Source organism: Geodermatophilus sp. URMC 64 (assembly GCF_053502555.1).
The window spans coordinates 2,717,038-2,742,829 of the sequence record NZ_CP199955.1; the positions used below are offsets into that span (position 1 = coordinate 2,717,038).

The window sequence follows — 25,792 nt, forward strand, 5'->3', positions numbered from 1 at the left end:
GGGACGCGGTACCGGCGCTACGTCGCGGCGCGGACGACCGCCGTGGCGTGCGACTCGGCGGCCGGCCGGAGGGCGGCGTTCAGCTGCTCGAACAGGTCGACCGCGGCGACCCCCTTCCAGCGGGCCGGCAGCAGCTCCAGCGGCAGGCCCGGGTCGCGGTAGCGCAGCCGCCGCCACACGGTGAGCATCCGCACGTACGCCGCGAACGCCTCGTCGTCCGGCGGCGGGCGCCGGGCGACGAGGCGGGCCAGCGGCCGGTACGCCGCGAGGAACTGCGCGTACCCCGCCTCGACCGCGTCGAGGTCCCACCACTGGCGGACCCGCTCGCGCAGCGGCGCGTACCCGAGGTGCTCGCCGCGGAAGAGGTCCACGTACCCGGCCAGGCCCTGGCGCTCGAGCGCGACCTCGACCTCCTCGGTGAGGGTTCCCGGCGCCACCCAGACGCCCGGGGCCACCGGCCCGAAGCCGAGCCCCGCGAGCCGGCTGCGCAGCTCGTGCCGCTTCTCCCGCTGCACCTCCGGCACGGTGAAGACGACCTGCACCCAGCCGTCGTCCGGACCCGCGGGCCGGTGCTCGAAGATCCGCCGGTCGCCCTCGCGCAGGACCTCCAGCATCGACGGCGAGAGCGCGTAGCCGGCGGTGCCGCCCAGCCGCAGGCTGCGCAGCGTGTCCCGACGCTTCAGCCGGGAGATCGAGGAGCGGACGGCGGGGGCGCTGACGCCGAGGTCCTGCAGCAGCCGGACCACGGCGGCGATCGGCAGCCAGTCGTGCGTCGCGCGCGCGTAGAGGCCGTAGACCGTGACGATCAGGTGGCGCGGCTGCGGGTCGCCGAGCACGTCCTCGGCGGCCGAGGCGGGCACGAGCCTCACCCCGCCACCGTAGCGCCCTATGACGCGTTCTTGACTGCCGTCACGAGCGGAGCACACTGGGGGACGGCGTCCGAGATTGGGGTCCGCGATGGAGCTCTCGCCGTCCGCGCACGTCGACACCTTCTGCCGGGACAGCCTGCCGCCGTTCGAGCAGTGGCCAGAGCTGATCTTCGACCTGCCCGAGCTCGCCTACCCGCAGCGGCTGAACTGCGCCGCGGCGCTGCTGGACGACGTCGTCGCCGTGCACGGCCCCGACCGGCCCTGCCTGCTCAGCCCGACCGAGACCTGGACCTACGGGGAGCTGCTCGCCCGGGCCAACCAGGTCGCCGGCCACCTCACGAGCGAGCTGGGACTGGTGCCGGGGCAGCGGGTGCTGCTGCGCGGCCCCAACAACCCGTGGCTGGTGGCGTGCTGGTTCGGCGTCCTCAAGGCCGGCGGGGTCGCCGTCACCACGGTGCCGGTGCTGCGCAGCCGCGAGCTGCTGCAGCTGGCCGAGATCACCCGCACGGCCTTCGCGCTCTGCGACGCCCGGTTCGCCCTCGACCTCGCCCCGGTCGCCCAGGCCACCGGCATGCGGATGGAGTGCTACGGCGGCGGGGGAGAGGACGACCTCGTGCGCCGGGTCGCCGCCCTGCCGACGACGTACGAGAACGTCGCCACGGCGGCGGACGACGTCGCGCTGCTCGCCGCCACCTCGGGCACCACCGGCGTCCCCAAGGCGACGATGCACTTCCACCGCGACGTCCTGGCCGTCGCCGACACCTTCAGCGCGCACCTGCTGCGCCCCCGGCCGGACGACGTGTTCACCGGCACGCCGCCGCTGGCCTTCACCTTCGGGCTCGGGGGGCTGGTGGTCTTCCCGCTGCGGGTCGGCGCGTCGGTGCTCCTGCTGGAGAAGGTCACGCCGGCCGAGCTGGCCGAGGCGGTGCAGCGGCACCGCGCGACGGTGCTGTTCACCGCGCCCACCGGTTACCGGGCGATGCTCCGCGCTGGCCAGGAGGGGTGCCTGGGCACGCTGCGCCGCGCCGTCTCCGCGGGGGAGCACCTGCCCAAGGCGGTGTGGGAGGAGTTCTTCGCGAAGACCGGCGTCCGGCTCATCGACGGGATCGGCAGCACCGAGCTGCTGCACATCTTCATCGCGGCCGCCGACGACGCCATCCGGCCCGGGTCCACCGGGACGCCGGTCCCCGGCTACCGGGCGGCGGTGCTGGACGACGACGGCAACCCGGCGCCGGACGGCACCCCGGGCCGGCTGGCGGTGAAGGGTCCCACCGGCTGCCGGTACCTCGCCGACGCCCGCCAGACCGGCTACGTCCAGCGCGGCTGGAACATCACCGGCGACACCTACATCCGCGACGCCGACGGCTACTTCTGGTACCAGGCCCGCAGCGACGACATGATCGTCTCCTCGGGCTACAACATCGGCGCGCCCGAGGTGGAGCAGGCGCTCGACCAGCACCCGGACGTGGTGGAGTGCGCCGTCGTCGGCCGGCCGGACCCCGAGCGGGGGCAGATCGTGCACGCCGCCGTCGTCCTGCGCGACGGGGTGGTCGGTGACGAGGCGAAGGTCGCCGAGCTGCAGGAGTTCGCCAAGCGGCTCATCGCGCCCTACAAGTACCCGCGCTCGATCGAGTTCGTCCCCTCGCTGCCGCGGACGGCGACCGGTAAGCTGCAGCGCTTCCGGCTGCGCGAGGCCGTGACGGCGCACTGATGCGGATCGCGGTCATCGGCGGCGGCCCCGGCGGGCTGTACTTCGCCGCGCTGACGAAGGCGCTGCGCCCGGGGACCGAGGTCGACGTCTGGGAGCGCAACGCCCCCGACGACACGTTCGGCTTCGGCGTCGTCCTGTCCGACGAGACCCTGGGCGGCATCGAGCACGCCGACCCGGTGGTGTTCGCCCGCATGGCGGAGCGCTTCGCCCGGTGGGACGACGTCGACGTCCACTTCCGCGGCACGGTGACGACGATCGGCGGCCAGGGCTTCGCCGCCATGAGCCGCAAGGTGCTGCTGCAGCTGCTGCAGGAGCGCTGTGCCGAGCTCGGCGTGCGGGTCACCTTCCGCGCCGAGGCACCCGACGTGGACTCCCTCGCCCGCACGTACGACCTCGTGGTCGCCGCGGACGGGGTGAACTCGGCGGTGCGCACCAAGCACGCCGACGTCTTCGCGCCCGTCCTGGACCGGCGGCACAACAAGTACATGTGGCTGGGCACCGACCGGGTGTTCGAGGCCTTCACCTTCGACATCCGCGAGACGCCGTACGGCGTGCTGCAGGTGCACGGCTACCCCTACGACGCGGGCGGCAGCACCTTCATCGTCGAGATGCGCGAGGACGTCTGGCGCCGCGCGGGGTTCGCCGCGTCGGAGGCGCAGGTGTTCCCGCCCGGCGTGAGCGACGAGGAGTCCATCGCCCGGATCGGCGAGCTGCTCGGCGACCTGCTCGACGGGCACCGCATCCTCGCCAACAACTCCAAGTGGCAGAGCTTCACCACCGTCTCGAACCGGACCTGGCGGCACGGCAACGTCGTCCTCCTCGGCGACGCCGCGCACACCGCGCACTTCTCCATCGGGTCCGGGACGAAGCTGGCGATGGAGGACGCCCTCGCGCTGGTCGCCTGCCTGCACGAGCAGCCCGACGTCCCCGCGGCGCTGGCCGCCTACGAGGCGGAGCGGCGGCCGGTCGTGCTCTCCACCCAGCGCGCGGCGCAGGCGAGCCTGCAGTGGTTCGAGAACATCGCCCAGTACGTCGGGCAGGCGCCGGAGCAGTTCGCGTTCAACATCGTCACCCGCAGCCGGCGGATCACCTACGACAACCTGCGGCTGCGCGACCCGGAGTTCGTGGCGCGGATGGACCGGTGGTTCGCCGGCGAGGAGGTGCCGGCCGAGCTGGCCCGGCCGGGGGAGGAGGGCTGCCCGCCGATGTTCGCCCCGTTCCGGCTGGGGCGGCTGGCGCTGGCCAACCGGGTCGTCGTCTCGCCGATGGACATGTACTCCGCCGACGACGGGCTGCCCACCGACTTCCACCTGGTGCACCTCGGCGCCCGGGCCCTCGGCGGCGCGGGGCTGGTGGTCACCGAGATGGTGTGCGTCTCGCCCCAGGGCCGGATCACCCCGGGCTGCGCCGGCATCTACACGCCCGAGCAGGAGGCCGCCTGGGCGCGGGTCGTCGACTTCGTGCACGCGCAGAGCACCGCGAAGATCGTGCTGCAGCTCGGCCACTCCGGCCGCAAGGGCTCCACGAAGCTCATGTGGGAGGGCATCGACGAGCCGCTGCCCGAGGGCAACTGGCCGGTGGTCGGACCGTCGCCGGTGCCGTACTCGCCGGCCAACCAGGTGCCGCGCGAGCTCACCCGCGCCGAGCTGGACGAGATCACCGGGCAGTTCGTCGCGGCCGCCGAGGCCGGGGCGCGGGCCGGGTTCGACGCGCTCGAGCTGCACTGCGCGCACGGCTACCTGCTCTCGTCGTTCCTCTCGCCGCTGTCCAACCGGCGCACCGACGAGTACGGGGGAGCGCTGCCCGGCCGGCTGCGCTACCCGCTCGAGGTCTTCGACGCGGTGCGCGCGGCCTGGCCGGCGGAGCGGCCGGTCAGCGTCCGCATCTCGGCGACCGACTGGTGCGAGGGCGGCAACGACGTCGAGGACGCCGTGGAGATCGCCCGCGCGTTCGCCGAGCACGGGGCCGACGCGATCCACGTCTCGACCGGGCAGGTGGTCAAGGAGGAGACGCCGGCATTCGGGCGCAGCTACCAGACGCCGTACGCCGACCGGATCCGCAACGAGGTCGGCCGGCGGTACGGCGTCGCGGTGATCGCCGTCGGCGCCATCTCCTCCTACGACGACGTCAACTCGATCCTGCTGGCCGGGCGGGCCGACCTGGTCGCCGTCGGCCGGCCGCACCTGTACGACCCGCACTGGACGCTGCACGCCGCCGCGGAGCAGGAGTACACGGGCGCCGGCATCACGTGGCCGGCGCCGTACCGCGCGGGCAGCCGCAAGCCGCCGACCGGGCGGACCGACGGGCCGCCGCCACGGCTCACCCTCATCCGCGAACCGGCGCGCGGCACCCGGCACACCCGGTGGCGGCCCGGCCCGCAGGACGCGGGCTGACCGTCAGGGTGCCCGCAGGAACCCGGGCCGCCACCGGAGCCGGTCGAGCAGGCGGCGCAGGTGCAGGGCCAGCCGGCCGCCGGTGGGGGCGTCGACCGGTCCCAGGAGCTCGATCTCCGCCCGCAGCGCGGACCGCCGGTGCTCGAGGGCCTCGACCTCCGCGAGCACGGCGGCGCGGCGCACCATGGCCTCCCGGTCGAGGCGCTCCCGGGTCGCGGCGGCCTCGTCGTCCGCCCGCCGCCGCTGCTCCCGTCCGGTGCTCAGCAGCCGGAGGACGTCGTCCCGGGCCTGCAGCCGGGCGACGGCGGCCTCCGCCACCGCCCGCCGCTCGATCTCCTCGACGTGGTCGGCGGCTTGCCGCTCGATCGCCCGAACCCGCTCCAGCCGCGCCCTGGCCGCCGCGCGGGCCGCCCGGGCAGCCTGCTCGGCCTCGTCGACGATCCGGTGCGCCTCGGCGGTCAGCTCCTCGAACCGGGCCACCGCCTCGGCGACCACCCGGCCCGCCTCGGCCCCGGCGTCCGCGAGCACCCGTTCGGCCTGCGCGGCGGCGGCGGACCGGTCGGCCTCCGCCTCGGCCCGCAGGCTCTCGGCCTCGTCGGCCGCCGCGGCGAGCATCGACCCGATCCGGCGCGACACCTGGAGGAACTCGCTGCCACCGGGCGAGTGGGCGAGCAGCTCCCGGGCCTCGTCGAGGGCCGCCCGCGTCGCCACGTGCCGCGCCACCAGGCGCTCGTGCTCGCGCTCGGCAGTGGCGAGCTCGTCCTCCGCCCATCGGACGTAGGTGTCGACCTGGAAGCGGTCGTAGCCGGCGACCGCACGGCGGAACATCGGCGCGGCCTCGAGGACCGTCGGCAGATCACCCGTCACGTTCGGGTGCCCACGGTCCAGCGGCTCGTGCAGCTCGACGCTCATCCCACCTGCCTTCTCCGGGTCCGGGGATCCGGAACGCTACGGCGGGCGGACCGGCGAAGGCTCCTGATGGCGCAGGAAGGTCACCCATAGGCGGTGGTACCCCGCCCGAACGGGGTGCCGACGGCGCCGGCCGTCTCCCTGCGTGACGTCGCCCCGGCGGGTGACGGCACCGGCACGGGGGATGCCGAGGTGCCGCGCGATCGCGCAGGCTGTGTCGCATGGCGCCCGTCTCCACCCCGCCGGCACCGGGCAGCATGACCGTCCCCCCGCTGTTCGGCTGGGAGACCATCCTGACCGGGTTGCTGCTCCTGATCGCCGTCGCCGTGGTGGCCCTCGTCGTCGTGGCCGCGCGGGCGGGCGCGAGCGGGCGGTCGGAGTGGCAGGCCGCGCTGGACGCGCGGTCCAGGCGCTGGGACGCGGCGCCCGAGCCCGGGACCGACGGCCCCGGCCGGACGGCGTCCTGAGGCGACGTTCCGGGATGGACGACACTTCTCCCCGAACGCGAAGCGCGATCGCGACGTACCCAGGCTCGTGAGGAGCACGATGACGCAGGACCAGGCAATCCCGGCTGACCAGATCCTGGAGGTCGCCGAGCGGATCGCCGGCCACCTGCTCGACGTCCAGCGCCGGGTGAACGAGCAGATGGACGCCATGCAGGCCGAGCTGCTGCCCGAGGTGCGGCGGCGGCTCGGGTACGGGGCCGCCGAGCCGGTCGACGTGTCCGGCCTGATGAACACGCGGATCGCCGGCCTGAGCATCGTCGTCACCCCCGAGGCGGTGGCGACCGTCGTGCCGCTCTCGGCGGAGTCCGCGGCCACGACCCGGGCCGGCCGGCGCGCCGTGACGTCGATCCTCGACGGCACCGACAGCCGGCTGGCCGTCATCGCCGGCCCGTGCTCCATCCACGACCCGGCCGGCACGCTCGAGTACGCCGACTTCATCCGGCGCATGCGGGAGCGGCACTCGGCCGATCTCGAAGTCCTGATGCGCACGTACACGGAGAAGCCCAGGACCGAGGTCGACTGGAAGGGCTTCGCCTACGACCCGTACCTCGACGGCTCCAACCGGATCAGCGTCGGCCTGATCGCGACCCGCATCCTCATGTGCCGCATCACCGCCCTGGGCGTCCCGGTGGCGGCGGAGCCGCTCAACGCCCTTACCCCGCAGTACGTCGACGGCCTGGTGACCTACAACGGCGTCGGCGCGCGCAACGTCACCGACCAGACCGCCCGCGAGCGGGTGTCCGGGTTCTCGGCCGTCGTCGGCTTCAAGAACTCGCCGGAGGGCAGCATCGAGGCCGCGATCCAGGCGGTCGTCGCCGCCCGGGCGCCGCACGAGTTCCTGGGGATCGACCGGCACGGGATCTCGGCCCAGCTGTCGACGACCGGGAACGAGACCGGCCACGTGATCCTGCGCGGCGACAAGCACGGCCCCAACTACTCCGCCGCGCACATCGCCGCGACCAGGGACGCCCTCCGCACGCGCGGGCTGCCGGAGGTGGTCGTGGTCGACGCCTCCCACGGCAACAGCCAGAAGAACCACCTGCGCCAGCTCGACGTCGTCGCCGACCTGGCCGGCCAGATCGCGGGCGGGGAGCAGGCGATCCGCGGCGTGATGCTGGAGAGCAACCTCGTGGCCGGCCGGCAGGACCTCGACCAGCGCCGTCCGGGCGAGCTGGAGTACGGCAAGAGCGTGACCGACGCCTGCGTCGACCTGGACATGACCGCGGCGATGCTGGACGAGCTGGCGGCGGCGGTGCGGGCGCGGCGCGGCACCGACGTGGCGGCGCTGCGCGCCGGCTGACCGGCTACCGGCCGGGGATCGCCGCCGGGTCGGGGACGACGATGCCGAACAGGTCGGCGATGGCCGCCAGGCTCACGTCCTGGACCGTGGCCGCGGGGACGACGCCGTTCGGGCCGGGCAGGTCCCGGGTCGCCGTCGCGGCGGCGACGACGGTCGGCCGGTAGCCGAGGCTGAAGGCGCCGCGGGCCGTCGAGTTCACGCACATGTGGGTCATGAAGCCCGCCAGGACGACGTCCGTGCACTGCGCGGTGGCCAGGACGTCGTGCAGGTCGGTGCCCACGAAGGCGTTCGGGCGGTCCTTGACGACCACCGTCTCACCGGCCCGGGGTGCCACCCGGTCGACGATTGCGCCGATGTCGGCGCGCACGTCGTAGGGGGTTCCGGGGCCCGCGTCGTGCTGGATGTGCACCACCGGGACGCCGGCCGTGCGGGCCCGGTCCAGGAGCTCCTCGGCGGCGTCGAGGGCCTTCTGGACACCGTCGAGCTCGAGGACGCCGCGGGTGTAGGTGTTCTGGCAGTCGATGAGCACGAGGGTCTGCTCGGTCCAGGGGGCCGGGGTGTCGGGCATGCCGGTCAGCTGCCGGAGGCTCGTGGTCTCGGCCATGGCGGGCTCCCTGCGTCGGTTCCGTCGGGGGCCACATGCTCGCGCCGGCGGGGCCGGGCGACAAGGGCCGGTGGGTGGGGCAGGATCGCGCCGCGCGAGGACTCGAGGCCGGGGAGGCGAGGGATGGCGATCAGCGAGGTCGACCTGCGGCAGCGGTGGGCCGGCCGGCGGGCGTGCCACGGTCTGTGGAGCTCGCTGCCCGGCGCGGTGACCGGCGAGGTCCTGGCGCGGACCGGCGCGGACTTCGTCGTCCTCGACCTGCAGCACGGCGCCCTTACCGAGGCCGAGCTGCCGGCGGTCACCGCGGCGATCACCGCGGCGGGCTCGGTGCCGCTCGTCCGGACCCGCAGCCCGCTGTTCCCCGACGTCGGCCGGCCGCTGGACCTGGGCGCCCGAGGCGTCATCGTGCCCAACGTGCGCGACGCCGCTCACGCCCGGGAGGTCGTCGCCGCCTGCCGCTACGCCCCGGCGGGCGGCCGCTCGATCGGGCGGCTCTCCGGCGGGGCCGACGAGCCGCTCGTCGTCGTCATGGTGGAGGCCGCGACCGCGCTGGACGACCTCGACGCCGTCCTCGCCGTCGAGGGGCTGGACGGCGTCTACGTCGGGCCGGGCGACCTCTCGCTGTCCCTCGAGCTGACCGGCGCGGAGCACGAGGCGGAACTGCGCGGCATCCTCTCCTCGATCATCGCCCGGGCCGTCGCCGCCGGTGTGCCCGTCGGCGTGCACGCCTTCAGCGGCGAGGTCGCCGCGGGCTACGCCGCCGAGGGCGCGACCATCGTCACCGTCGCCGCCGATGCCGTGTCCCTCGGCGAGGTCATGGCGCACCACCTGCGCGTCGCCCGCGGGCTCATCGGAGCAGGACACCGCCTGACCGGCGGCTCGAGCGGACGCGGCCAGGAGCAGCACGAAGTGCGCTGAAGCCCGGTTCCAGCGTTCGGAACCGGGCCTCAGCGCACTTCGTCAGCGGGGGGCAGCGACAGGGCGATGGTTCAGACCCACGCGAGGGACCGCTACCCGCCGATGCCGCACTCGTCGCGCAGGTAGCTCTCCACGTTGTCGCTCGCCGTCGACAGGTCGCCCTCGGCGTCCTCCAGGGCGCCCAGCGAGTCCGGATCGGTGAGGTCGGCTTCGGCGAGCGCGTCGGCCATCCGGTCCAGGCCCTGCTGCATCGCGTCCCAGTCGGCGGCGATCTCCTCGGGGGCGTCGATGGCGCGCAGCTCCTCGCCGAGCCGGCGGAAGGCGTCGGACACCGAGGCCTCGCCGTCGTCGAGCTCGGACATCGCCGCCTCGACCCGGTCGTCGATCCCCGCGGCCTGGGTGCAGAAGTCGCCCTCCCCGCCCGCGGGGGCGGACTGCTCCGCGGCGCCGGTGGCGGTCGCGTCGGTCGAGGCGTCGCCGCCGTCCCCGCCGCACGCGACGAGCAGGACGACGCCGGCCATCCCGGCCAGTCCGGTTCTGAGACACCGCAGGCTTGGGCGCATCGGGCGAAGCTATGCGCCGGCCCGTGGCCCCCGGTAGGGCAGAAAGACCGGTGAACGGCGAGCTCCACGCTCTTGCCGCGGGCCGGGGACTGGTGTCGGCTGTCGTGGTTGTCCGGCGATCACGGTGAGGAGGCAGGGTGACCCAGCTGGCGCCCGCGCCCATCACGACGCCGGACCGGCGGGTGCGCGTGTTCGTCTCGTCCACGCTGGAGGAGCTCGGCCCGGAACGACGGACGGCGCGGGCGGCGATCGAGGGCATCCGGCTCACCCCGGTGATGTTCGAGCTGGGCGCCCGTCCGCATCCGCCGCGCGAGCTCTACCGGGCATACCTGGCGCAGAGCGACGTGTTCGTCGGCATCTACTGGCAGCGCTACGGCTGGGTGGCGCCGGGCGAGACGGTGTCGGGGCTGGAGGACGAGTACCTGCTGTCGGGCGACCGGCCGAAGCTGATCTACGTGAAGACGCCGGCTCCCGGGCGCGAGCCCCGGCTGGGGGAGCTGCTGCGGCGCATCCAGGCCGACGACCGCGCCTCCTACAAGAGCTTCGCCGACGGCGCGGAACTGGCCGAGCTGCTCGCCGACGACCTCGCCGTGCTGCTGACCGAGCGGTTCACCGCCGAGCAGCCGGAGCCGTCACCCGGGCTGCGCCCGTCGCCGTTCCCCGTGCCGCCCACGCCGATGATCGGCCGCGACGCCGACCGCGAGGGGGTGCTCCGGCGCTTCCGCGACGGCGCCCGGCTGGTCACGATCACCGGTCCCGGCGGCATCGGGAAGACGCGGCTCGCGCTGGAGGTGGCCGCCGTCCTCCGGCAGGAACTCTTCGCCGGCGCCTGGTTCGTCGACCTGGCCGCGGAGCCCGAGGCCACCGGGGTGCTCGCGTCCGTCGCTGCGGCGCTCGGCCTGCGCTCGCCGGGACGGGCGGACCTCGTCGACGCACTCGCCGACCAGCTGGCCGGCCGGCGGGCGCTCCTCGTGCTGGACAACTTCGAGCACCTGCTGCCGGCGGCACCGGACCTCGCGCGGCTGGTCGCCGCGGTCCCGGACCTCGGGGTGCTGGTGACCAGCCGCACCGTCCTGCGTCTGCGGGGCGAGCAGGAGTGGCCGCTGGTCCCGCTGGCCGTACCGACGCAGGAGGACTGCACCCGTCCCTCGAGCGTCGCGCTGTCGCCGGCCGTCCAGCTGTTCGTCGCCCGCGCCGCGGAGGCCGACCCCCGCTTCGCGCTCACCAGCGACAACGCCGCGGACGTCGGTGAGATCTGCCGGCGGCTGGACGGGATCCCGCTCGCCCTCGAGCTGGCGGCCGCCCGGGTGCGGATGCTGCCGCCGTCGGCGCTGGTGGAGCGGCTGGGACAGCGGCTGGACCTCGACGGCGGGCTGGTGGACCTGCCGGCCCGGCAGCGGACGCTGCGCTCGACGCTGGACTGGAGCTACCGGCTGCTCGACGCGCCGGAACGGTCGCTGCTCGCCCGCCTCTCGGTCTTCCCCGGCGGGTGGACGCTCCGGACGGCCGAGGCGATGGCCGAGGGCGGCGAGCCGGTCGACGTCCTCGCGCTGCTGTCCTCGCTGGTGGACAAGAGCCTCGTGACGACGGACGACCGGGCGGCGGCCGGGCCGCGGTTCCGGATGCTCGGTGTGGTCCGGCAGTACGCGCAGGAGCGGCTGGACGAGAGCGGCGGGCAGGGGCCGGCGCTGGACCGGCTGGCCGACGTCATGACGTCCTTCGTCGAGGAGGCCGGCGCCGGGCTGCGGTCGGCCTTCCACCGGTGGGCGGCCCGGGTCGACGACGAGCTGGACAACATCCGGGTGGCGTGGCGCCGTGCGCTCGAGACCGACGACGCCGAGACCGCCTACGGCATCGGGATGCAGCTGGCCTACTACCTCTGGGCCAGGAACCTGATCCCGGAGGTGCTGGAGCTGGTCGACGCGGTCATGGCGCTGCCCTCGGCGTCCCGGCTGGACGCCCCGGCCCGGGGACGGCTGCTCTGGGGACGCGCCACCAGCGACTACTCGATGGGGCACATGGAGCGGGCCGGCGCCCTGCTGACCGAGGCCCTGCGCATCGCCGAGGACGCCGGGGACCGCGAACTGGCCGTCCGCGCCCGGGTCACCCTCAGCTACCTGGCGTCCGGCGACGACGTCCCGCCGCTCCGGGCAGCCCTCGCGGACGGCGCCCGCTGGTTCCGGCAGCGCGGCGACCTGATGAGCGCCGCGTACACGCTCGCCGCGCTCGGGCAGCTCGCCATGCGCTCCGGGGACACCGCCGGCGCCACGGAGGCGTTCGAGGACTGCCGCCGGCTCGGCGAGCAGATCGACAACGAGCACCTGCAGACCCTGGCCCTGCACCAGCTCGGCTTCGCCGCCCTGTTCGACGGCGACGCCGACCGGGCGCGCGCGCTGTTCGACCGGAGCCTGGCGGCGAACACCGGCATGCTCGACCAGGAGGGGGTCACCTACTGCCTGGACGGCCTGGCCGCGGTCGCCCGCACGGAGGGCCGGATGCGCACCGCCGCGCGGCTGCACGCGGCGGCCGCCCGGCTGCGCGACCGCCTGCGGATCAGCACCTGGCCGTTCCTGCGCCCCGTCTCCGACGAGGGGATCGCGGCGCTCCGGTCGGTGCTCGGCGCGGACGGATTCGAGCGGGAGTGGGCGGCCGGCCTGCAGCTGCGTCCGGCCGACGCGCTGGCGCAGGCCCGGGAGGAGCCCGCCGAGAGCCCTCGCTGACGGCGCAGGTCACCGCGCGGCGTGTGGCGCGCCGCGCCTGGTCGGTGGCCGCGCCACGGTGGTGGACGACGTCCGCAGGGGCAGCTGCACGAGGTAGGCGTCCACCGCCGCCTCCTTGCCCTTGAGGTGGAGCCCCGTCACCGGCAGCAGGTCGACGGAGCCGGGGAGCTGGTCGCGCGTCCCGGTGCCGATCAGCACGCCGCCGACCGGGGCGTGCTCCTGCAGCCGGGCCGCGACGTTCACGGTGTCCCCGACGGCGGGGTAGACCAGGTAGCCGCTCCCGCCCATCTCGCTGAAGACGACCGGGCCGCTGTTGACGCCGATCCGGAGTCCCGGCCAGTCCGGGTGGTCCGCGCGGATCCGCGCCACCTCCGCCTGCAGCGCCGCGGCCGCCTCCACCGCCCGCAACGCGTGGTCGGGCTGGTCGCCGACGCGGTTGAACGTCGCGAACACCCCGTCGCCGGCGAACTTCTCCACCTCGCCGCCGAACCGGCGGGAGATCAGCGGCGCGGCCCGCTCGTAGTAGGCGCGCAGCATCGCCGCGACCTCCACCGCGTCGCGCGCGGCCGTGAAGCCGGTGTAGCCGGCCAGGTCGCCGACGAGCACCGACACCTCGCCGCGGTGCTCGCGCGTCGTCGGCAGGTAGAGCGGCCGGAAGCGCTCGTCGCGCCACTCCCGGCGCGCGGCGGCGAACACCAGGAGGTAACCGGTCACGATCAGCGCGTGCCACACCCACCAGGTGGGGTGCCACTTGCGCTCGCCGGCCACCGCGACCCCCACCAGGGCCTCCGCCAGCAGGCCGTAGCAGGCCACGAGGCTGAAGACGAGCAGGCCGAAGTAGCTCCGGTTCACCCACCAGAGCCGGAACGCCGCGACCGCGTAGAGCAGCGCGCCGAGCGCCGCCGCCGTCTTCAGGGCGATGTTCGCCCCGCCCTCGGCGGTCACCTGCTGCAGGGGCGGCCACTCGAACACCGACCACAGCGCCCAGAGGAGCAGCGTGACGAACACGCCCACCCGCAGCTGGTGCCGGTGCCGCACCACCCACCCACCGGCCGAGGGCCGGGCGTCCACCAGGGCGGAGGCCACCGCGAAGGGAGCGGCGACGAGCAACCCGGCGGTGATGGCGATGGTGAATCCGGGGAGCGCGTCGTGGGTCAGCACGTGCTGCGTGCCGACGGCGTGCAGTGCCATGAACCCGCCGGTCGCCAGGAACGCCAGGGACAGCAGCAGGACCCGCGCGTCGCCGCGCCGGCGGGCCGCCTCACCGGCGACCAGCGAGAGGCTGGCCGCGACCGCCCCGACGGTCAGGAAGACGACGAAGTGCAACGGCGGCTCGGTCCAGTGCAGGCCCTTGAAGTCGTTGCGCAGCAGGAAGACCAGGCCGGCGAGGGGGAGGACCAGCGCCAGCAGCACCATGAGCGCGACCGTCGGCCGGCGGCCGTGATCGGCGATCAGGCGGGCGACGAAACCGGTCCGGACCCGGTCGCCGTCCGGCGCCGCGAGCGGGGAGCCGTCCTCACCCCGCGGGCGCGGGACCAGCCCGGTCCCGTGGTCGCGGTGCTTCCCGCTCATCGCGCGTCCCCTGCGCGAGCGCGGTGGCGCCGCCCGGGCCCCGTGCGGGGCGGGCGGTGTGCTCTGCCGACCTGGGCGGCCGGTCCGGACGCCACGGAGGGCAGTGTGCTCCCTGAGGCGGAGCGGGCACCAGCAGGTTGCGGACGACGGTCAGCGACGCACCCGGTAGCGCAGGTGGGTCACGTCGCGCCCCTCCAGGTGCCGGACCAGCTCCAGTTCGACGACGTCGGCGTCGGCCGCGAACAGCCGCCGCCCAGCGCCCAGCAGGACCGGGACGAGGTGGATCTCCAGCTCGTCGAGCTGGCCGGCCCGCAGCAGCGCCTGGGCGGCGCCCGCGCCGTGCACCATGACGGCACGGTCGCCGGCCGCGGCCCGGGCGTCGGCGGCGCAGGCGAGGACGTCGGTGTAGAACCGGGCGCTGCCCGGCAGCTCGTCGCCCTCGTCGACGGAGTGGGTCAGCACGTGGATCGGCACGCCGTCGTGGTGGTCGCCGTTCCAGCGTCCGGCGAGCTCGAACGTGCGCCGTCCGGAGATCACGGCTCCGGTGGCCATGGCCTCGCCGAACACCTGCCCGTTCGGTCCCGGGGACATCCGGTCGTCGAGCCAGTTGAACAACCGCCCGCCACCCCGTCCGAGCTCCTGCCCGGGCCGGTCGTCCGGTCCGGCGATGAAGCCGTCCAGGGACATCGACATGTAGAGCCGTATCGGGGCGCTGGTCGATGCAGTCATCGAAAGGTGCACCTCTCAGTCGGCCCAGTCGGCCGCGGTCATGCCGGCGGGGTGACCGGGCGGCCACTGGACCAGCTCGATCCGGTTGCCGTCCGGGTCGGTGATCCACGTCGTCAGGAAGTCGTCCGAGCCGTCCGGTGACGCGGGCGCCTCCGCGTCGATGCCGCGGGCGGCGAGCGCGGTGACGGTCGCGTCCATCGCGTCGACCGTGATGACGAGGTGGCTGAGGCCGCTCCCCGGACCTGCCTGGCCGCTCGTGGGCCCGTGCACGAGCTCGATGGTCACGAACTCGTCGTCGGGCAGCTTCAGCATGGTCAGGTGCCCGAGACCGGTCTCGGGCACCTCCCCGACCACCTCGTAGCCGACCGCCCGGTAGAACGCGAGCGACCGCTCGAGATCGGCCACACGCAGGCCGACGTGCAAGGTCCTCATCGGTTCCCTCCCGCATCCGGGCATCCGTGCCTGCCCGTGTCGACCGGGAGCGGGAGGAGAAGTCATCGGTGCGGTGTCGGGGTCGGGCGTCCCTAGGATCAGCGCGTCGAGCCCCGGCCGGTCGGCGCTGCCCCACGCCCTTCCCGGCCGCCGGCCCGGAGACGGAGGGCAGCATGCGGATCGGGGTCGCCGCCGCCGGGATCAGCGACGAGGACCTGGCCTTCGTCGTGGAGGCCGAGCGCCTCGGCGCGGACTCGGTGTGGGTGGCCGAGACCTGGGGCTACGACGCCTTCACCCCGCTGGCCTACCTGGCCGCGCGCACCAGCCACATCCGGCTGGCCACCGGCATCGCCCAGCTCGGGGCCCGGACGCCGGCGCTGCTCGCAATGTCGGCGATGTCGATGCAGGCGCTGTCCGGCGGCCGGTTCCTGCTGGGACTGGGCACCAGCGGCCCGCAGGTGATGGAGGGGTGGCACGGGGTGCCCTTCACGGCTCCGCTGGCGATGACCCGGGAGACGATCGAGATCCTGCGCACCGTCACCGCCGGCGAACGGCTCCGGCACGACGGCACGGTGTACCGGCTGCCGCTGCCCGACAGCGCCGGCCGCGCGATCAGGTCGGCGGCTCCGCCGACCCCGGTGCCGGTGTACGTGGCCGCGATGGGACCGAGGAACCTGGCGCTGACCGGCGAGGTGGCCGACGGCTGGCTGGCCAACACGTTCATGCCCGAGACCGCCGCGGCCTTCCTCGAGCCGCTCGCCGCCGGCGCCGCGAGGGCCGGACGGACCGTCGCCGACCTGGACGTCGTCGTGCCGGTCGCGGTGGAGTTCACCGACGACGAGGAGGAGGCCGCCCGGCGGCACGCCCGCGGCTACGCGTTCACCATCGGCGCGATGGGCAACCGGGGCCAGAACTTCTACAACGCTGCCTTCGCGCGACAGGGCTACGGCGAGGACGTCCGCGCCGTGCAGGAGCTGTGGCTGGCCGGCGAGCGGGAACGAGCCGCCGACCGGGTGCCGGTGGACCTGGGCCGGCGCACCAACCTGCTCGGCCCCCCTGACGTGGTGCGCCAGCGGATCGCGGCCTACCGGGCCGCCGGCGTGGGCACCCTGCAGGCCAAGCTCAACGGCTCCCTCGACGAGCGGCTGACCACCCTGGGCACGCTCGTGGAGCTGTGCGCCGAACCAGCGGAGAGGAGCTGACCCGCCATGAAGTACGCCGACGGGCCCACCGTGGAGGTGCAGACGGTCGTCGACGCCCCGCCGGCGGCGGTGTGGGCGCTGGTCAGCGACATCGCCACCCCCATCCGGTTCTCACCGGAACTGCAGGAGGTGCGCTGGCTCGACGACGAGCGGTTCGTGGGCCGCAACTTCCATCCGGCGATCGGGGAGTGGGAGACCACCTGCACCGTGGTCACCCGCGAGCCCGAGCGGGAGTTCGGCTGGGCCGTCGGCGATCCCGCCCACCCGGCGGCCGCCTGGCGCTTCACCCTCGAGCCGGCCGACGGCGGCACGCTGCTGCGCCAGTGGATGCGCATGGGACCGGCGCGCTCCGGCCTCACGCCCGCGATCGAGGCGCGCCCGGACAAGGAGGAGCGCATCGTCTCTCGCCGCCTCGACGAGCACCGGGCGAACATGCAGGCCACGGTCGACGGCATCAAACGGCTGGCTGAGAGCCAGCGGGCTGCCGGCGTCGACCTCCGCGCGGCAGGAGAGATCGAGGGCGAGCGCACCGGCGGTCAGGTGTCGGTCATCATCGTCGACACCGACGTCCCGGGGTCCGGACCGAGACTGCACCGGCATCCGTATCCCGAGACCTTCGTCCTGGTCACCGGTTCGGTCCACTTCTGGGTCGGCGACGACGACTTCATCGCCACCGGCCCCAGCGTGCAGGTCGCGCCGGCCCTGACGCCGCACCGCTTCCGGACCGTCGGCCCCGACCGCGTGCGCATGGTGGATGTGCACGCCAGCCCGCGCTTCATCACCGAGTGGCTGGAGGACCAACCGGCCTGACGAGCACCCACGACGCCGGGGCTGCGCGGGCGGCCGGCCCCGGCGTCGGAGCTCTCAGAAGGGCGGCTCCTCGCTCGCCCCGCCGACCGGCACCGCCCAGGGATCGGGTGAACCGCCTCGCTGGGCCCCGGCACGACCGTCGTTGGCCGCCGTCCCGCCGCCACCACCGTTCCCGGAACGGGCGACCTTCTCCACCGACGCCGTCGCGTAGCGCAGCGACGGGCCGATCTCGTCGACCTCCAGCTCGATGACGGTGCGCTTCTCGCCCTCCTTGGTCTCGAAGGACCGCTGCTTGAGGCGGCCCTGGGCCATGACCCGCGAGCCGCGGGTGAGCGATCCCGCGACGTTCTCGGCCATCTGCCGCCAGCAGCTGCAGCGCAGGAACAGCGCCTCGCCGTCCTTCCACTCCTGGGTCTGGCGATCCAGGGTGCGCGGGGTGGAGGCGATGGTGAAGTCGGCAACCGCCGCGCCCGAGGGGGTGAAGCGCAACTCGGGGTCGCTGGTCAGGTTGCCGATGATGGTGATGACAGTGTCGCCGGCCATGATCCGGTCCTCCGTAGCGTCGATGCATCGCTCAGGTGAGCGTCCGGAGGCTACGAGGACCCGCTGACATTTTCCGCGCGCCGCCAGGACGGGGCTCCCGGGACCGCGGAGATGTCGGAGGGGCGTGTGACCATCGGCCGTCGGAGTGGGCGCGTCGGTGAAGGGATGGCAGGTGGCGGAGGGGCGGGCCGGGGCGGTCCTGGAGGGCTCGCTGGAGCGCATCACGTTCGCCAACACCCAGACCGGCTACACCGTGGCCCGGCTGGACACCGGGCGGGGCGGGGACCTGGTCACCGTGGTGGGTTCGCTGCTCGGCGCCCAGCCGGGGGAGACCCTGCGGCTGCAGGGTCGCTGGGGCTCGCACCCCCAGTACGGCCGGCAGTTCCAGGTCGAGGACTACACCACCGTGCTCCCGGCCACGACGCAGGGCATCCGCCGCTACCTGGGCTCGGGACTGGTCAAGGGCATCGGCCCCAAGCTGGCCGAGCGGATCGTGGCGCACTTCGGCGCCGACGCGCTGCGGGTCATCGAGGAGGAACCCGGCAGGCTGGCCGAGGTGCCCAGCCTCGGCCCGAAGCGGACCCGGCTGATCACCGCCGCCTGGGAGGAGCAGAAGGGCATCAAGGAGGTGATGGTCTTCCTGCAGGGCGTCGGCGTCTCTACCTCGCTGGCCGTGCGCATCTACCGGGAGTACGGCGGCGCCGCGATCGGCGTGGTCCGCGCCGAGCCCTACCGCCTGGCCGCCGACGTGTGGGGCATCGGGTTCCGCACCGCCGACACGATCGCCGCCGCCGTGGGGATCCCGCACGACAGCACGGAGCGGGTCGAGGCCGGGCTGCAGTTCGTGCTCTCCGAGGCGACCGGGCAGGGGCACTGCTACCTGCCCGAGACCGACCTGGTCGCCCGGGCGGTCGAGATGCTGCAGGTCCCGGCCGCCCTGGTCGGCCACTGCCTCGCCCTGCTCGTCGCCGACCAGAACCTCGTCCGCGAGGAGCTTCCCGGCGCGGACGGCGAGCCGCCCACGGTGGCGTACTACCTCGTCCCGTTCCACCGCGCGGAGGTCTCCCTGGCCGCGGGGTTGCGGCGGCTGGCGGCCGCCGACACCGACCGGATGCCGGCCTTCGCCGGTGTGGACTGGGCCGCCGCGCTGGCCTGGCTGCACGGCCGCACCGGCGTGGAGCTGGCGCCCGGCCAGCAGCAGGCGGTGCGCCTGGCGCTGACCGAGAAGGTCGCCGTCCTCACCGGTGGGCCCGGCTGCGGCAAGAGCTTCACCGTGCGCTCGATCGTCACGCTCGCGGCGGCCAAGGGCGCCCGGGTCGTCCTCGCCGCCCCGACCGGCCGGGCGGCGAAGCGGCTCACCGAGCTGACCGGTGTCGAGGCCGTGACCGTGCACCGGCTCCTGCAGCTGCGACCGGGAGGCGACGCCGCGTTCGACCGGGAGCGGCCGCTGCAGGCCGACCTGGTCGTGGTCGACGAGTCCTCGATGCTGGACCTGCTGCTGGCCAACAAGCTGGTGCGGGCGGTTCCGCCCGGCGCGCACCTGCTGCTGGTCGGGGACGTCGACCAGCTGCCCTCGGTCGGCGCCGGGGAGGTGCTGCGCGACCTGCTCGCCGAGGGCACGCCGATCCCGCACGTGCGCCTGACCCAGGTCTTCCGGCAGGCCAGCCGGTCGGGGGTGGTGACCAACGCCCACCGGATCAACGCCGGCAGACCGCCGCAGGTCCGCGGTCTCGACGACTTCTTCCTGTTCAGCACCGAGGACGCCGAGGAGGCCGCGCGGCTCACCGTGGACGTCGTCGTCCGCCGGATCCCGGCCCGCTTCGGGCTCGACCCGCGCCGCGACGTCCAGGTGCTCACCCCCGTGCACCGCGGGCCGGCGGGCGCCGCCGCGCTCAACGAGCTGCTGCAGGAGGCGCTCACCCCCGCCCGACCCGACCGCGCCGAGAAGCGCTTCGGCGGGCGGGTGTTCCGCGTCGGGGACAAGGTCAGCCAGATCCGCAACGACTACGACAAGGGCGCGAACGGGGTCTTCAACGGCACCCAGGGTGTCGTCACCGCCGTCGACGCCGTGGAGCAGACCCTCACCGTCGTCACCGACGAGGACGAGGCGATCGACTACGACTTCGGTGAGCTCGACGAGCTGGTGCACGCCTACGCCGTCACCGTGCACCGCTCCCAGGGCAGCGAGTACCCCTGCGTCGTCGTCCCGCTGACCACCAGCGCCTGGATGATGCTGCAGCGCAACCTGCTCTACACCGCCGTCACCCGGGCCAAGAAGCTCGTCGTCCTCGTCGGATCGCCGCGGGCGCTTGCCCAGGCCGTGCGCGCCACCGGGTCCGGACGCCGGCACACCGGCCTCGCCCACCGCCTCCGTGGCGGGCCGCGGCCGGCCCCCGGCTACGCCGACAGCGAACGGCGACACGCCGACCCGGCCGCCTGACCTGCGGCTTCACAGAAATCTGCGGATGTGCTTGTGCAGGCGGCCCGTTTCTGTCAGTGCCCGCTCGTAGCTTTCGGGTCGACATCTTCCCCGTGTCGGCAAGGAGCACATCATGGCCATGGATGGCCTCAAGACCCGTAAGCCCACCGGCCGCGTCCCGTGGCCGTGCATCCTCCTCGAGGGCGAGGAGAAGGCGGGCAAGAGCTGGGCGCTGGCCCAGTTCAGCACCAGCGACCGGATCGGCACCCTGTACTGGATCGACCTCAACGAGGGTGCCGGCGACGAGTACGGCGCCATCCCCGGAGCCAGCTACGAGCTGGTCGAGCACGACGGCTCGTACGCCCAGGTGCTGGCCGCGGTCCAGACGATCAAGGCCGAGGCGCGCCGCGCGGCCGACGCCGGCGAGCCGCCGGTGGTCCTCGGCATCGACACCGGCTCGGCGATCTGGGACGGGCTCAAGGACTGGGCGAGCGCCCGCGCCGCCAAGTCGGCCCGCAACCGGGAGCTGCTCAAGCGCGACCCGAACGCCGAGATCGTCATCAGCCAGAACCTGTGGAACGACGCGGGCGCCCGCTGGCGCAAGCTGCAGACCGAGCTGCTCACCTTCCCGGGCATCGTCGTGGTGACCGCCCGCGGCAAGGAGGTCACCGAGGTCGACGCCAACGGCCGCCCCATCGAGGGGCAGAAGACCTGGTCGGTGCAGACCCACCGGGAATTCCCCTACGCGGCCAGCGTGTGGGTGCGGCTGCGCCGCGGGCGCCGGCCGCTGATCGTCGGCGCGCGCAGCGTCCACGTCGGCATCAAACCGAACACCGACCCGGCCAGGGAGGTCACCGCCCAGGCGGCGGAGGGCCGGCTGCTCGAGTGGCTGGTCTTCGACGCGCTGAAGTGCGACCCGGGCACCGCGCACGTCCGCGACCTCGTCCCGTTCCACGGCGGCGGGCTGCTCGAGCACGAACGGGAGGAGGAGGCCCGCGCCGCCCGGACGAGCCGGCCGAGCGAGCCGGACGCCGCCGACCTGGTCGCCCGCATCCAGGACGCCGAGGACGACGACGACCTGCGCGAGGTCTGGGCCCAGGCCAACCGCGCCGCGCTGCTGCAGGTCGACGTCCCCACCCCCAGCGGCTCGTACACCGTCGCGGAGCTCATCCAGGCCCGGCACGAGGAGTTCCTCGAGGCGTCGATGGACGCCCACCCCGCCGGTCGCCGCCGGGCGCAGACCGCTCCGCCCGCGCCCACGACGCCCGCCGCCGTGGTCGAGGCCGCCCGGGCCGCGGCGGCGTCTCCCGCCGGTCAGGGCGCGCCGGCGAACCCGCTGCTGGAGGCCTCGCCGACCCCCGACGACCCGCGGGAGCGCCGGCTCACCGCCGCCCGCAAGGGCGTGCTCGCGAGCCTGGAGAGCCTCGGTGTGAGCGACGAGCAGATCGCCGAGCGGTTCGGCCGGCCGGTCGAGCACGTGGCCACCAAGCGGCTGACCGCGCTCGTCCGTGAGGTGATCGCCATCCAGCGGTCCGGGATGTCGGTGGGGCAGCAGGAGATCTCCGCGTGACGGCGGTCCTGCCCGCCCGGCCCACCGCGGCCGAGCGGCGGGCCGCACCGAGCCTGGCGGCGGCGGTCCGTGACCTCGACCGCCGCCGGGCCCGGTCGCGGCAGCGGATGATCGGCGCCTCGGAGCTCGGCGAGTGCCGGCGCCGGGCGGCCTACCGGATCGCCCGGCGCCGGCCGACCAACGCCCGCACGGGGCTGCAGGCGTTCCTCGGCACCGAGCTGCACCGCGGGGTGCTGCGCGCCCTGCGCCGCCAGTACGGCGGGGTGACCGAGGTCGGGCTCAAGGGCGAGCAGGTCAAGGGCCGCTGCGACTGGTGGCACGCCCCGGTCGTCGAGGACCTCAAGACCACGTCGCGGTTCGGCTTCGAACGGGTCCTCACCCGCGGGGTGCCCGTCAAGCACTGGTTCCAGGTCGCCGTCTACGCCTGGCTGCTGCGCACCGGGCAGATCAACGACCGGCGGCTCCCGGCCGGCACCGGGCAGGAGGTCGAGGGACTGCGCATCCGCTACCTCTCCCGCGACTCCGGGGAGGACGTCGTCTTCGAGGCCGACCACGACCCGGCACTGACCGCCGAGGCCCTCCTGTGGCTCACCGACGTCTACGCCACCGTGGAGGATGAGGGGGTCGACGCCGTCCCGCGCGACGGGTTCGGGCCGGGCGTGGACACCATGTGCGACTGGTGCCCGTTCCTGGACCTGTGCTGGGGCCCGCCGGTGGACCCGGAGACCGAGGGCGACGTCTCCCGCCAGTCCCGCCTGACGGTCACCGACGAGGACTTCACCGCGGCCGTGCGCGACTACGACGCCTGGCGCGCGGCGGAGAACGAGGCCAGGCGCCACAAGGAGTACGCGCGGGAGCTGTTGCGGGGCCGGTCCGGGCCGGCGGAGGACCTGTACTGCGAGTGGTCCGGTGGCGGCCTGCGCACGCAGGTCGACAAGGACGCCGCGGTCGAGCGGCTGGCCGAGCTTGGGGAGGTCGTGCCCACCCGGAGGGTCCGCAGCCCGCAGACGATCCGGGTCACGCGGAACGGCACCGGGCGGGAGGGAGTCGCATGACCACCGTTGCGACCAGCAACCTGTCCGCCGGGGAGCCGGTCCTGACCAGCGACGTCGTCGGCACGGACTTCGGCCTGCCCTTGGTCCGCCCGGCCAAGAGCCGGCAGGGCAGCCGGGTCCGGGTCGTGCGCTCGCGGTGCCGGGCCCACGGGGGAATCGTCGTGTGGTTCACCGACGGCACCAAGACCCCGCCGCTCCACGGGCGCACGAGCTGGATCGTGGCCGAGCCCGAGCCGGGTGCACCCGCCCGCGCCCGCGACGTGGCGTGACGCGAGGGCGCGGGGCGGGGGCCGGTCAGTACGACTCCGGGCGCAGCTGCCGCTCGTGGTCGACGGCGGCGCGGAGGTTCTCCACCCTCACCTGGGCCGCCATCTCGAGCCCGCCGAAGGTCTCCTCCAACGACTCCAGCCGCTCCCACCAGGCCCGCAGCGTGTCCGGATCGGCCAGATCCGACGGCTCCAGGGCCAGCAGCCCCCGGATCGACGCGTCGGCAGCCTCCAGCACGCCCGACTCGTCGTCCGGAGACCCGGCCCGGGCCGCCCAGAACACCTCCGCCCACAGCGCGGCGACGCCGTGGCTGCCGGCCGGCGGCACGCTCTGCGGAAAGGCGCGCCGCCGGTCCCCGGCGACCGCCGCGAGCCGCAGCGCCAGGAGCTGACGCACCCTCCGCAGGAACTCGGGCGCCACGGCGACCCGCGCCGGCCCCGACCCGGCGCCGATCATCCGGTCGTACGCGTCGGCCACCCGCTGCCCGGCCCGCTGGGTGCGGTCCCACAGCTCGTAGCCGGTCAGCTCCGCGAGGGCGCCGGGCGCATCGTCGTCCGCGTCGAACCCGCCGCTCACGTCCCTCACGTCGCGGACGCTAGAGCCCCCTGCTGACGTCCTCCGGCCGACTCGCCAACGGCCGGACTCCGCGTCCTCCTCCCGCACGAGTGCGTGCACGCCCTGCAGCCGAGAGCTGACTCGCCGGCGCCAGGCCGGTCGGTCCGGCGCCCCCGACGAGCACGTCGGTCAGCCCGGCGGAGCGCGCGACGGGAGGGCTGCTGGAATACGGTCGCGAGTGGGGCGATCAGCCGCAGGTCGTCCGGCTGGGTGGAACGGGAAAGGATCGGTCGTGACCGCCATTGATGTCGTGCTCGACGACGCGGGACTGAAGAACGGTCGCGTCCGCGACTTCGTCCGCCACTGGGCCGAGCACACCGGGGCAGCGCGGATCGAGGTGGTCAACGCCTCCGACGACGAGCGGCTGACCCGCGAGGCGCTGGAGGCCGGCGAGCTCTTCCCCGCGGGCGAGGGCCGGTACTACTCCCGCAGCCACGTCAAGGACACCGCGCGCTCCGAGGAGCGCACCGTCGTCGCCACCGGCGACCCCGGGGACAAGGGCGTCTACAACAACTGGCGGCCCGCGGAGGAGATGCGCCCGCTGCTCGAGGAGCGCATGCGGGGCGCGTCGGCCGGCAAGACGATGTACGTCGTCCCCTACCTGATGGCGCCGCCAGGCTCCCCGCTCGCGCGCTACGCGACCGGGGTCGAGCTCACCGACGCGCGCACCGTCGTCCTGCACATGATCCGGATGGCGCGGGTCGGCGTGGAGCACGTCGACGACCTCGACGACCCGGACAGCTTCGTCCGCGGGGTGCACGTCACCGGCGACCTCGAGACCCTCGGCCAGGGGACGCCCGACGACCAGCGCTACTTCGTCACCGTGGCCGACCAGCGCACGATCCTGCACTACGGCTCCTCCTACGGGGGCAACGCGCTGCTCGGCAAGATCGCGCACGGCCTGCGCCAGGCCGCGTACGACGGCTGGAAGTCGGGGGAGTTCCTCGCCGAGCAGTTCATGCTGCTCGGGATCACCGACAAGCAGACCGGCCGGACGTACCACATCTGCGGCGGGTTCCCCAGCGCGTCGGGCAAGACGAACCTGGCGATGATGCTGGCCCCGGACGCCCTCGGCGACCGGTACCACGTCACCTTCTACGGCGACGACATCGCGTGGCTGCGCGTCGACCCCGAGGACGGGCGGGTCTACGCGATCAACCCCGAGTTCGGCGTGTTCGGCGTCGCCAAGGACACCAACGAGAAGACCAACCCGACCGCCGTCGCCGCGATCGGCCCGGGCACCGGGACGATCTTCACCAACGTCGCCTACAACGAGAACACCGGCGACGTCTGGTGGGAGGGCAAGACGCCCCAGCCGCCCTCGGACACCGCGGGGTGGCGGGACTGGACCGGGCACCTGGTCAGCGACCGGCCCGCGGAGGCCGGCGACTCGTCCTGGGCGCACCCGAACAGCCGGTTCACGACGACGCTGGCCAACGTCCCGAACGTGGCGCCGGACTTCGAGACCCCGCGCGGCGTGCCGATCGACGCGATCATCTTCGGCGGCCGCACCCGCGACCGGGAGCCGCTGGTCCGCGCGATAGCCGACCTCGCCGAAGGCGTCTACGACGGGCTCACCCTGGGCGCCGAGGCCACCTTCGCCGCCGAGGGCACCGAGGGCGTGCTGCGCTACGACCCGATGTCGATGCGGCCGTTCATGTCCTACTCGGAGGGCGCCTACGCCGCGCACTGGCTGAAGGTCATCGGCGCCGCGCAGGACCAGCCGATCTTCGCGCACGTCAACTGGTTCCAGCGGGACCCGGACGACGGCTCCTTCCTGTGGCCGGGCTACCGGGAGAACCTGCGGCCGCTGCTGTGGCTGGTGCAGCTCAAGGCCGGCGAGGTGAGCGGGCGGCAGACCCCGGTCGGCATCGTCCCCACCGAGGAGGAGCTGGACCTGCGCGGTCTGGACCTGCCGCCCGGCGACCTCGAGAGGCTGCTCACCATCGACACCGAGCGGTGGCGGCAGGAGATGGCCCACCGCGAGGAGCACCTGTCGCAGTTCCCCGACCTGCCGGAGGAGATCTGGGCGGCGCACCGCCGGGTCGCGGCCGCGCTCGACACGGAGGCGCGATGAGGTGGCCC

At 74.4% G+C, this 25,792-nt stretch carries 22 protein-coding genes; 13 read left to right on the plus strand and 9 right to left on the minus strand.

The genetic code is table 11. The annotated features are described in order from the left end of the window. Positions 1-17: 17 nt before the first annotated feature. Entirely contained in the window at positions 18-869 is an 852-nt protein-coding gene (locus ACWIYF_RS13315) for a PaaX family transcriptional regulator (protein WP_448628615.1), read from the minus strand. 88 nt (positions 870-957) lie between these two features. Between ACWIYF_RS13315 and ACWIYF_RS13320 the strand changes: the two genes are divergently transcribed. Further along, positions 958-2,580, plus strand: a complete 1,623-nt coding sequence (locus ACWIYF_RS13320) for an AMP-binding protein (RefSeq protein ID WP_448628616.1) — start codon at positions 958-960, stop codon at positions 2,578-2,580. Next, positions 2,580-4,973 (plus strand): bifunctional salicylyl-CoA 5-hydroxylase/oxidoreductase, encoded by a 2,394-nt coding sequence (locus tag ACWIYF_RS13325; protein ID WP_448628617.1) that lies wholly within the window; start codon positions 2,580-2,582, stop codon positions 4,971-4,973. Before ACWIYF_RS13320 ends, ACWIYF_RS13325 begins: the two co-directional genes overlap by 1 nt. Before the next feature lie 3 nt (positions 4,974-4,976). Here ACWIYF_RS13325 and ACWIYF_RS13330 read toward each other — a convergent pair whose 3' ends face one another. Next, a complete protein-coding gene (locus ACWIYF_RS13330; RefSeq protein WP_448628618.1) occupies positions 4,977-5,885 on the minus strand; it encodes a hypothetical protein in 909 nt (302 codons plus the stop codon). Between the two features lie 218 nt (positions 5,886-6,103). On the opposite strand from ACWIYF_RS13330, the gene ACWIYF_RS13335 reads away from it, so the two are divergent. Together ACWIYF_RS13335 and ACWIYF_RS13340 are read left to right on the plus strand one after the other, a co-directional pair. Beyond that, positions 6,104-6,349, plus strand: coding sequence for a hypothetical protein (locus ACWIYF_RS13335; protein ID WP_448628619.1), 246 nt, complete (start codon positions 6,104-6,106; stop codon positions 6,347-6,349). A gap of 79 nt (positions 6,350-6,428) precedes the next feature. Then, positions 6,429-7,688: a 3-deoxy-7-phosphoheptulonate synthase gene (locus ACWIYF_RS13340; protein WP_448628620.1), complete on the plus strand. Its 1,260-nt coding sequence runs from the start codon at positions 6,429-6,431 to the stop codon at positions 7,686-7,688. Positions 7,689-7,692: 4 nt separating this feature from the next. Here the strand turns inward: ACWIYF_RS13340 and ACWIYF_RS13345 are convergent, their stop codons facing one another. After that, complete coding sequence (locus ACWIYF_RS13345) at positions 7,693-8,292, minus strand: cysteine hydrolase family protein (protein ID WP_448628621.1); 600 nt, start codon at positions 8,290-8,292, stop codon at positions 7,693-7,695. Between the two features lie 123 nt (positions 8,293-8,415). Here ACWIYF_RS13345 and ACWIYF_RS13350 point away from each other — a divergent pair, with 123 nt between their 5' ends. Next, entirely contained in the window at positions 8,416-9,210 is a 795-nt protein-coding gene (locus ACWIYF_RS13350; RefSeq protein ID WP_448628622.1) for an HpcH/HpaI aldolase family protein, read from the plus strand. Between the two features lie 92 nt (positions 9,211-9,302). Here the strand turns inward: ACWIYF_RS13350 and ACWIYF_RS13355 are convergent, their stop codons facing one another. Continuing rightward, entirely contained in the window at positions 9,303-9,731 is a 429-nt protein-coding gene (locus tag ACWIYF_RS13355) for a hypothetical protein (RefSeq protein ID WP_448628623.1), read from the minus strand. Between the two features lie 179 nt (positions 9,732-9,910). On the opposite strand from ACWIYF_RS13355, the gene ACWIYF_RS13360 reads away from it, so the two are divergent. After that, on the plus strand, positions 9,911-12,493 hold the full coding sequence (locus ACWIYF_RS13360) for a DUF4062 domain-containing protein (protein ID WP_448628624.1): 2,583 nt from the start codon (positions 9,911-9,913) through the stop codon (positions 12,491-12,493). A gap of 9 nt (positions 12,494-12,502) precedes the next feature. Here the strand turns inward: ACWIYF_RS13360 and ACWIYF_RS13365 are convergent, their stop codons facing one another. The 3 genes from ACWIYF_RS13365 to ACWIYF_RS13375 all read right to left on the minus strand — a co-directional run bounded on the left by ACWIYF_RS13365 (position 12,503) and on the right by ACWIYF_RS13375 (position 15,226). Continuing rightward, positions 12,503-14,065 carry an adenylate/guanylate cyclase domain-containing protein gene (locus ACWIYF_RS13365; protein ID WP_448628625.1) on the minus strand — a complete coding sequence of 521 codons (1,563 nt, stop codon included), beginning with the start codon at positions 14,063-14,065 and terminating at the stop codon, positions 12,503-12,505. A gap of 150 nt (positions 14,066-14,215) precedes the next feature. Then, positions 14,216-14,794, minus strand: a complete 579-nt coding sequence (locus ACWIYF_RS13370) for a dihydrofolate reductase family protein (protein WP_448628626.1) — start codon at positions 14,792-14,794, stop codon at positions 14,216-14,218. A 15-nt stretch (positions 14,795-14,809) separates the two neighbouring features. Then, on the minus strand, positions 14,810-15,226 hold the full coding sequence (locus ACWIYF_RS13375; RefSeq protein ID WP_448628627.1) for a VOC family protein: 417 nt from the start codon (positions 15,224-15,226) through the stop codon (positions 14,810-14,812). Positions 15,227-15,399: 173 nt separating this feature from the next. Here ACWIYF_RS13375 and ACWIYF_RS13380 point away from each other — a divergent pair, with 173 nt between their 5' ends. Both ACWIYF_RS13380 and ACWIYF_RS13385 read left to right on the plus strand, forming a co-directional pair. Further along, entirely contained in the window at positions 15,400-16,428 is a 1,029-nt protein-coding gene (locus ACWIYF_RS13380; RefSeq protein ID WP_448628628.1) for an LLM class flavin-dependent oxidoreductase, read from the plus strand. A 6-nt stretch (positions 16,429-16,434) separates the two neighbouring features. Beyond that, positions 16,435-17,238 (plus strand): SRPBCC family protein, encoded by an 804-nt coding sequence (locus ACWIYF_RS13385; protein ID WP_448628629.1) that lies wholly within the window; start codon positions 16,435-16,437, stop codon positions 17,236-17,238. Positions 17,239-17,292: 54 nt separating this feature from the next. Here the strand turns inward: ACWIYF_RS13385 and ACWIYF_RS13390 are convergent, their stop codons facing one another. Next, on the minus strand, positions 17,293-17,781 hold the full coding sequence (locus ACWIYF_RS13390) for a single-stranded DNA-binding protein (protein ID WP_448628630.1): 489 nt from the start codon (positions 17,779-17,781) through the stop codon (positions 17,293-17,295). A gap of 172 nt (positions 17,782-17,953) precedes the next feature. Here ACWIYF_RS13390 and recD2 point away from each other — a divergent pair, with 172 nt between their 5' ends. From recD2 to ACWIYF_RS13410, 4 genes are all read left to right on the plus strand, one after another. Beyond that, on the plus strand, positions 17,954-20,221 hold the full coding sequence (gene recD2 / locus ACWIYF_RS13395) for an SF1B family DNA helicase RecD2 (RefSeq protein ID WP_448628631.1): 2,268 nt from the start codon (positions 17,954-17,956) through the stop codon (positions 20,219-20,221). A gap of 112 nt (positions 20,222-20,333) precedes the next feature. Further along, entirely contained in the window at positions 20,334-21,770 is a 1,437-nt protein-coding gene (locus ACWIYF_RS13400; protein WP_448628632.1) for a hypothetical protein, read from the plus strand. Then, positions 21,767-22,825: a PD-(D/E)XK nuclease family protein gene (locus ACWIYF_RS13405; protein ID WP_448628633.1), complete on the plus strand. Its 1,059-nt coding sequence runs from the start codon at positions 21,767-21,769 to the stop codon at positions 22,823-22,825. Before ACWIYF_RS13400 ends, ACWIYF_RS13405 begins: the two co-directional genes overlap by 4 nt. Then, positions 22,822-23,094: a hypothetical protein gene (locus tag ACWIYF_RS13410; RefSeq protein WP_448628634.1), complete on the plus strand. Its 273-nt coding sequence runs from the start codon at positions 22,822-22,824 to the stop codon at positions 23,092-23,094. Before ACWIYF_RS13405 ends, ACWIYF_RS13410 begins: the two co-directional genes overlap by 4 nt. Positions 23,095-23,119: 25 nt before the next feature. Here the strand turns inward: ACWIYF_RS13410 and ACWIYF_RS13415 are convergent, their stop codons facing one another. Continuing rightward, entirely contained in the window at positions 23,120-23,677 is a 558-nt protein-coding gene (locus ACWIYF_RS13415) for a hypothetical protein (protein WP_448628635.1), read from the minus strand. Between the two features lie 262 nt (positions 23,678-23,939). On the opposite strand from ACWIYF_RS13415, the gene ACWIYF_RS13420 reads away from it, so the two are divergent. Further along, entirely contained in the window at positions 23,940-25,784 is a 1,845-nt protein-coding gene (locus ACWIYF_RS13420) for a phosphoenolpyruvate carboxykinase (GTP) (RefSeq protein ID WP_448628636.1), read from the plus strand. Positions 25,785-25,792: the final 8 nt, after the last annotated feature.

Excerpts from the sequence above, each read along its gene's own strand:
- ACWIYF_RS13320 (WP_448628616.1), top strand. The coding sequence starts at position 958 with ATGGAGCTCTCGCCGTCCGCGCACGTCGACACCTTCTGCCGGGACAGC.
- ACWIYF_RS13325 (WP_448628617.1), top strand. The coding sequence starts at position 2,580 with ATGCGGATCGCGGTCATCGGCGGCGGCCCCGGCGGGCTGTACTTCGCC.
- ACWIYF_RS13330 (WP_448628618.1), bottom strand. The coding sequence starts at position 5,885 with ATGAGCGTCGAGCTGCACGAGCCGCTGGACCGTGGGCACCCGAACGTG.
- ACWIYF_RS13335 (WP_448628619.1), top strand. The coding sequence starts at position 6,104 with ATGGCGCCCGTCTCCACCCCGCCGGCACCGGGCAGCATGACCGTCCCC.
- ACWIYF_RS13340 (WP_448628620.1), top strand. The coding sequence starts at position 6,429 with ATGACGCAGGACCAGGCAATCCCGGCTGACCAGATCCTGGAGGTCGCC.
- ACWIYF_RS13345 (WP_448628621.1), bottom strand. The coding sequence starts at position 8,292 with ATGGCCGAGACCACGAGCCTCCGGCAGCTGACCGGCATGCCCGACACC.
- ACWIYF_RS13350 (WP_448628622.1), top strand. The coding sequence starts at position 8,416 with ATGGCGATCAGCGAGGTCGACCTGCGGCAGCGGTGGGCCGGCCGGCGG.
- ACWIYF_RS13355 (WP_448628623.1), bottom strand. The coding sequence starts at position 9,731 with ATGGCCGGCGTCGTCCTGCTCGTCGCGTGCGGCGGGGACGGCGGCGAC.
- ACWIYF_RS13365 (WP_448628625.1), bottom strand. The coding sequence starts at position 14,065 with ATGAGCGGGAAGCACCGCGACCACGGGACCGGGCTGGTCCCGCGCCCG.
- ACWIYF_RS13370 (WP_448628626.1), bottom strand. The coding sequence starts at position 14,794 with ATGACTGCATCGACCAGCGCCCCGATACGGCTCTACATGTCGATGTCC.
- ACWIYF_RS13375 (WP_448628627.1), bottom strand. The coding sequence starts at position 15,226 with ATGAGGACCTTGCACGTCGGCCTGCGTGTGGCCGATCTCGAGCGGTCG.
- ACWIYF_RS13380 (WP_448628628.1), top strand. The coding sequence starts at position 15,400 with ATGCGGATCGGGGTCGCCGCCGCCGGGATCAGCGACGAGGACCTGGCC.
- ACWIYF_RS13385 (WP_448628629.1), top strand. The coding sequence starts at position 16,435 with ATGAAGTACGCCGACGGGCCCACCGTGGAGGTGCAGACGGTCGTCGAC.
- ACWIYF_RS13390 (WP_448628630.1), bottom strand. The coding sequence starts at position 17,781 with ATGGCCGGCGACACTGTCATCACCATCATCGGCAACCTGACCAGCGAC.
- ACWIYF_RS13400 (WP_448628632.1), top strand. The coding sequence starts at position 20,334 with ATGGCCATGGATGGCCTCAAGACCCGTAAGCCCACCGGCCGCGTCCCG.
- ACWIYF_RS13410 (WP_448628634.1), top strand. The coding sequence starts at position 22,822 with ATGACCACCGTTGCGACCAGCAACCTGTCCGCCGGGGAGCCGGTCCTG.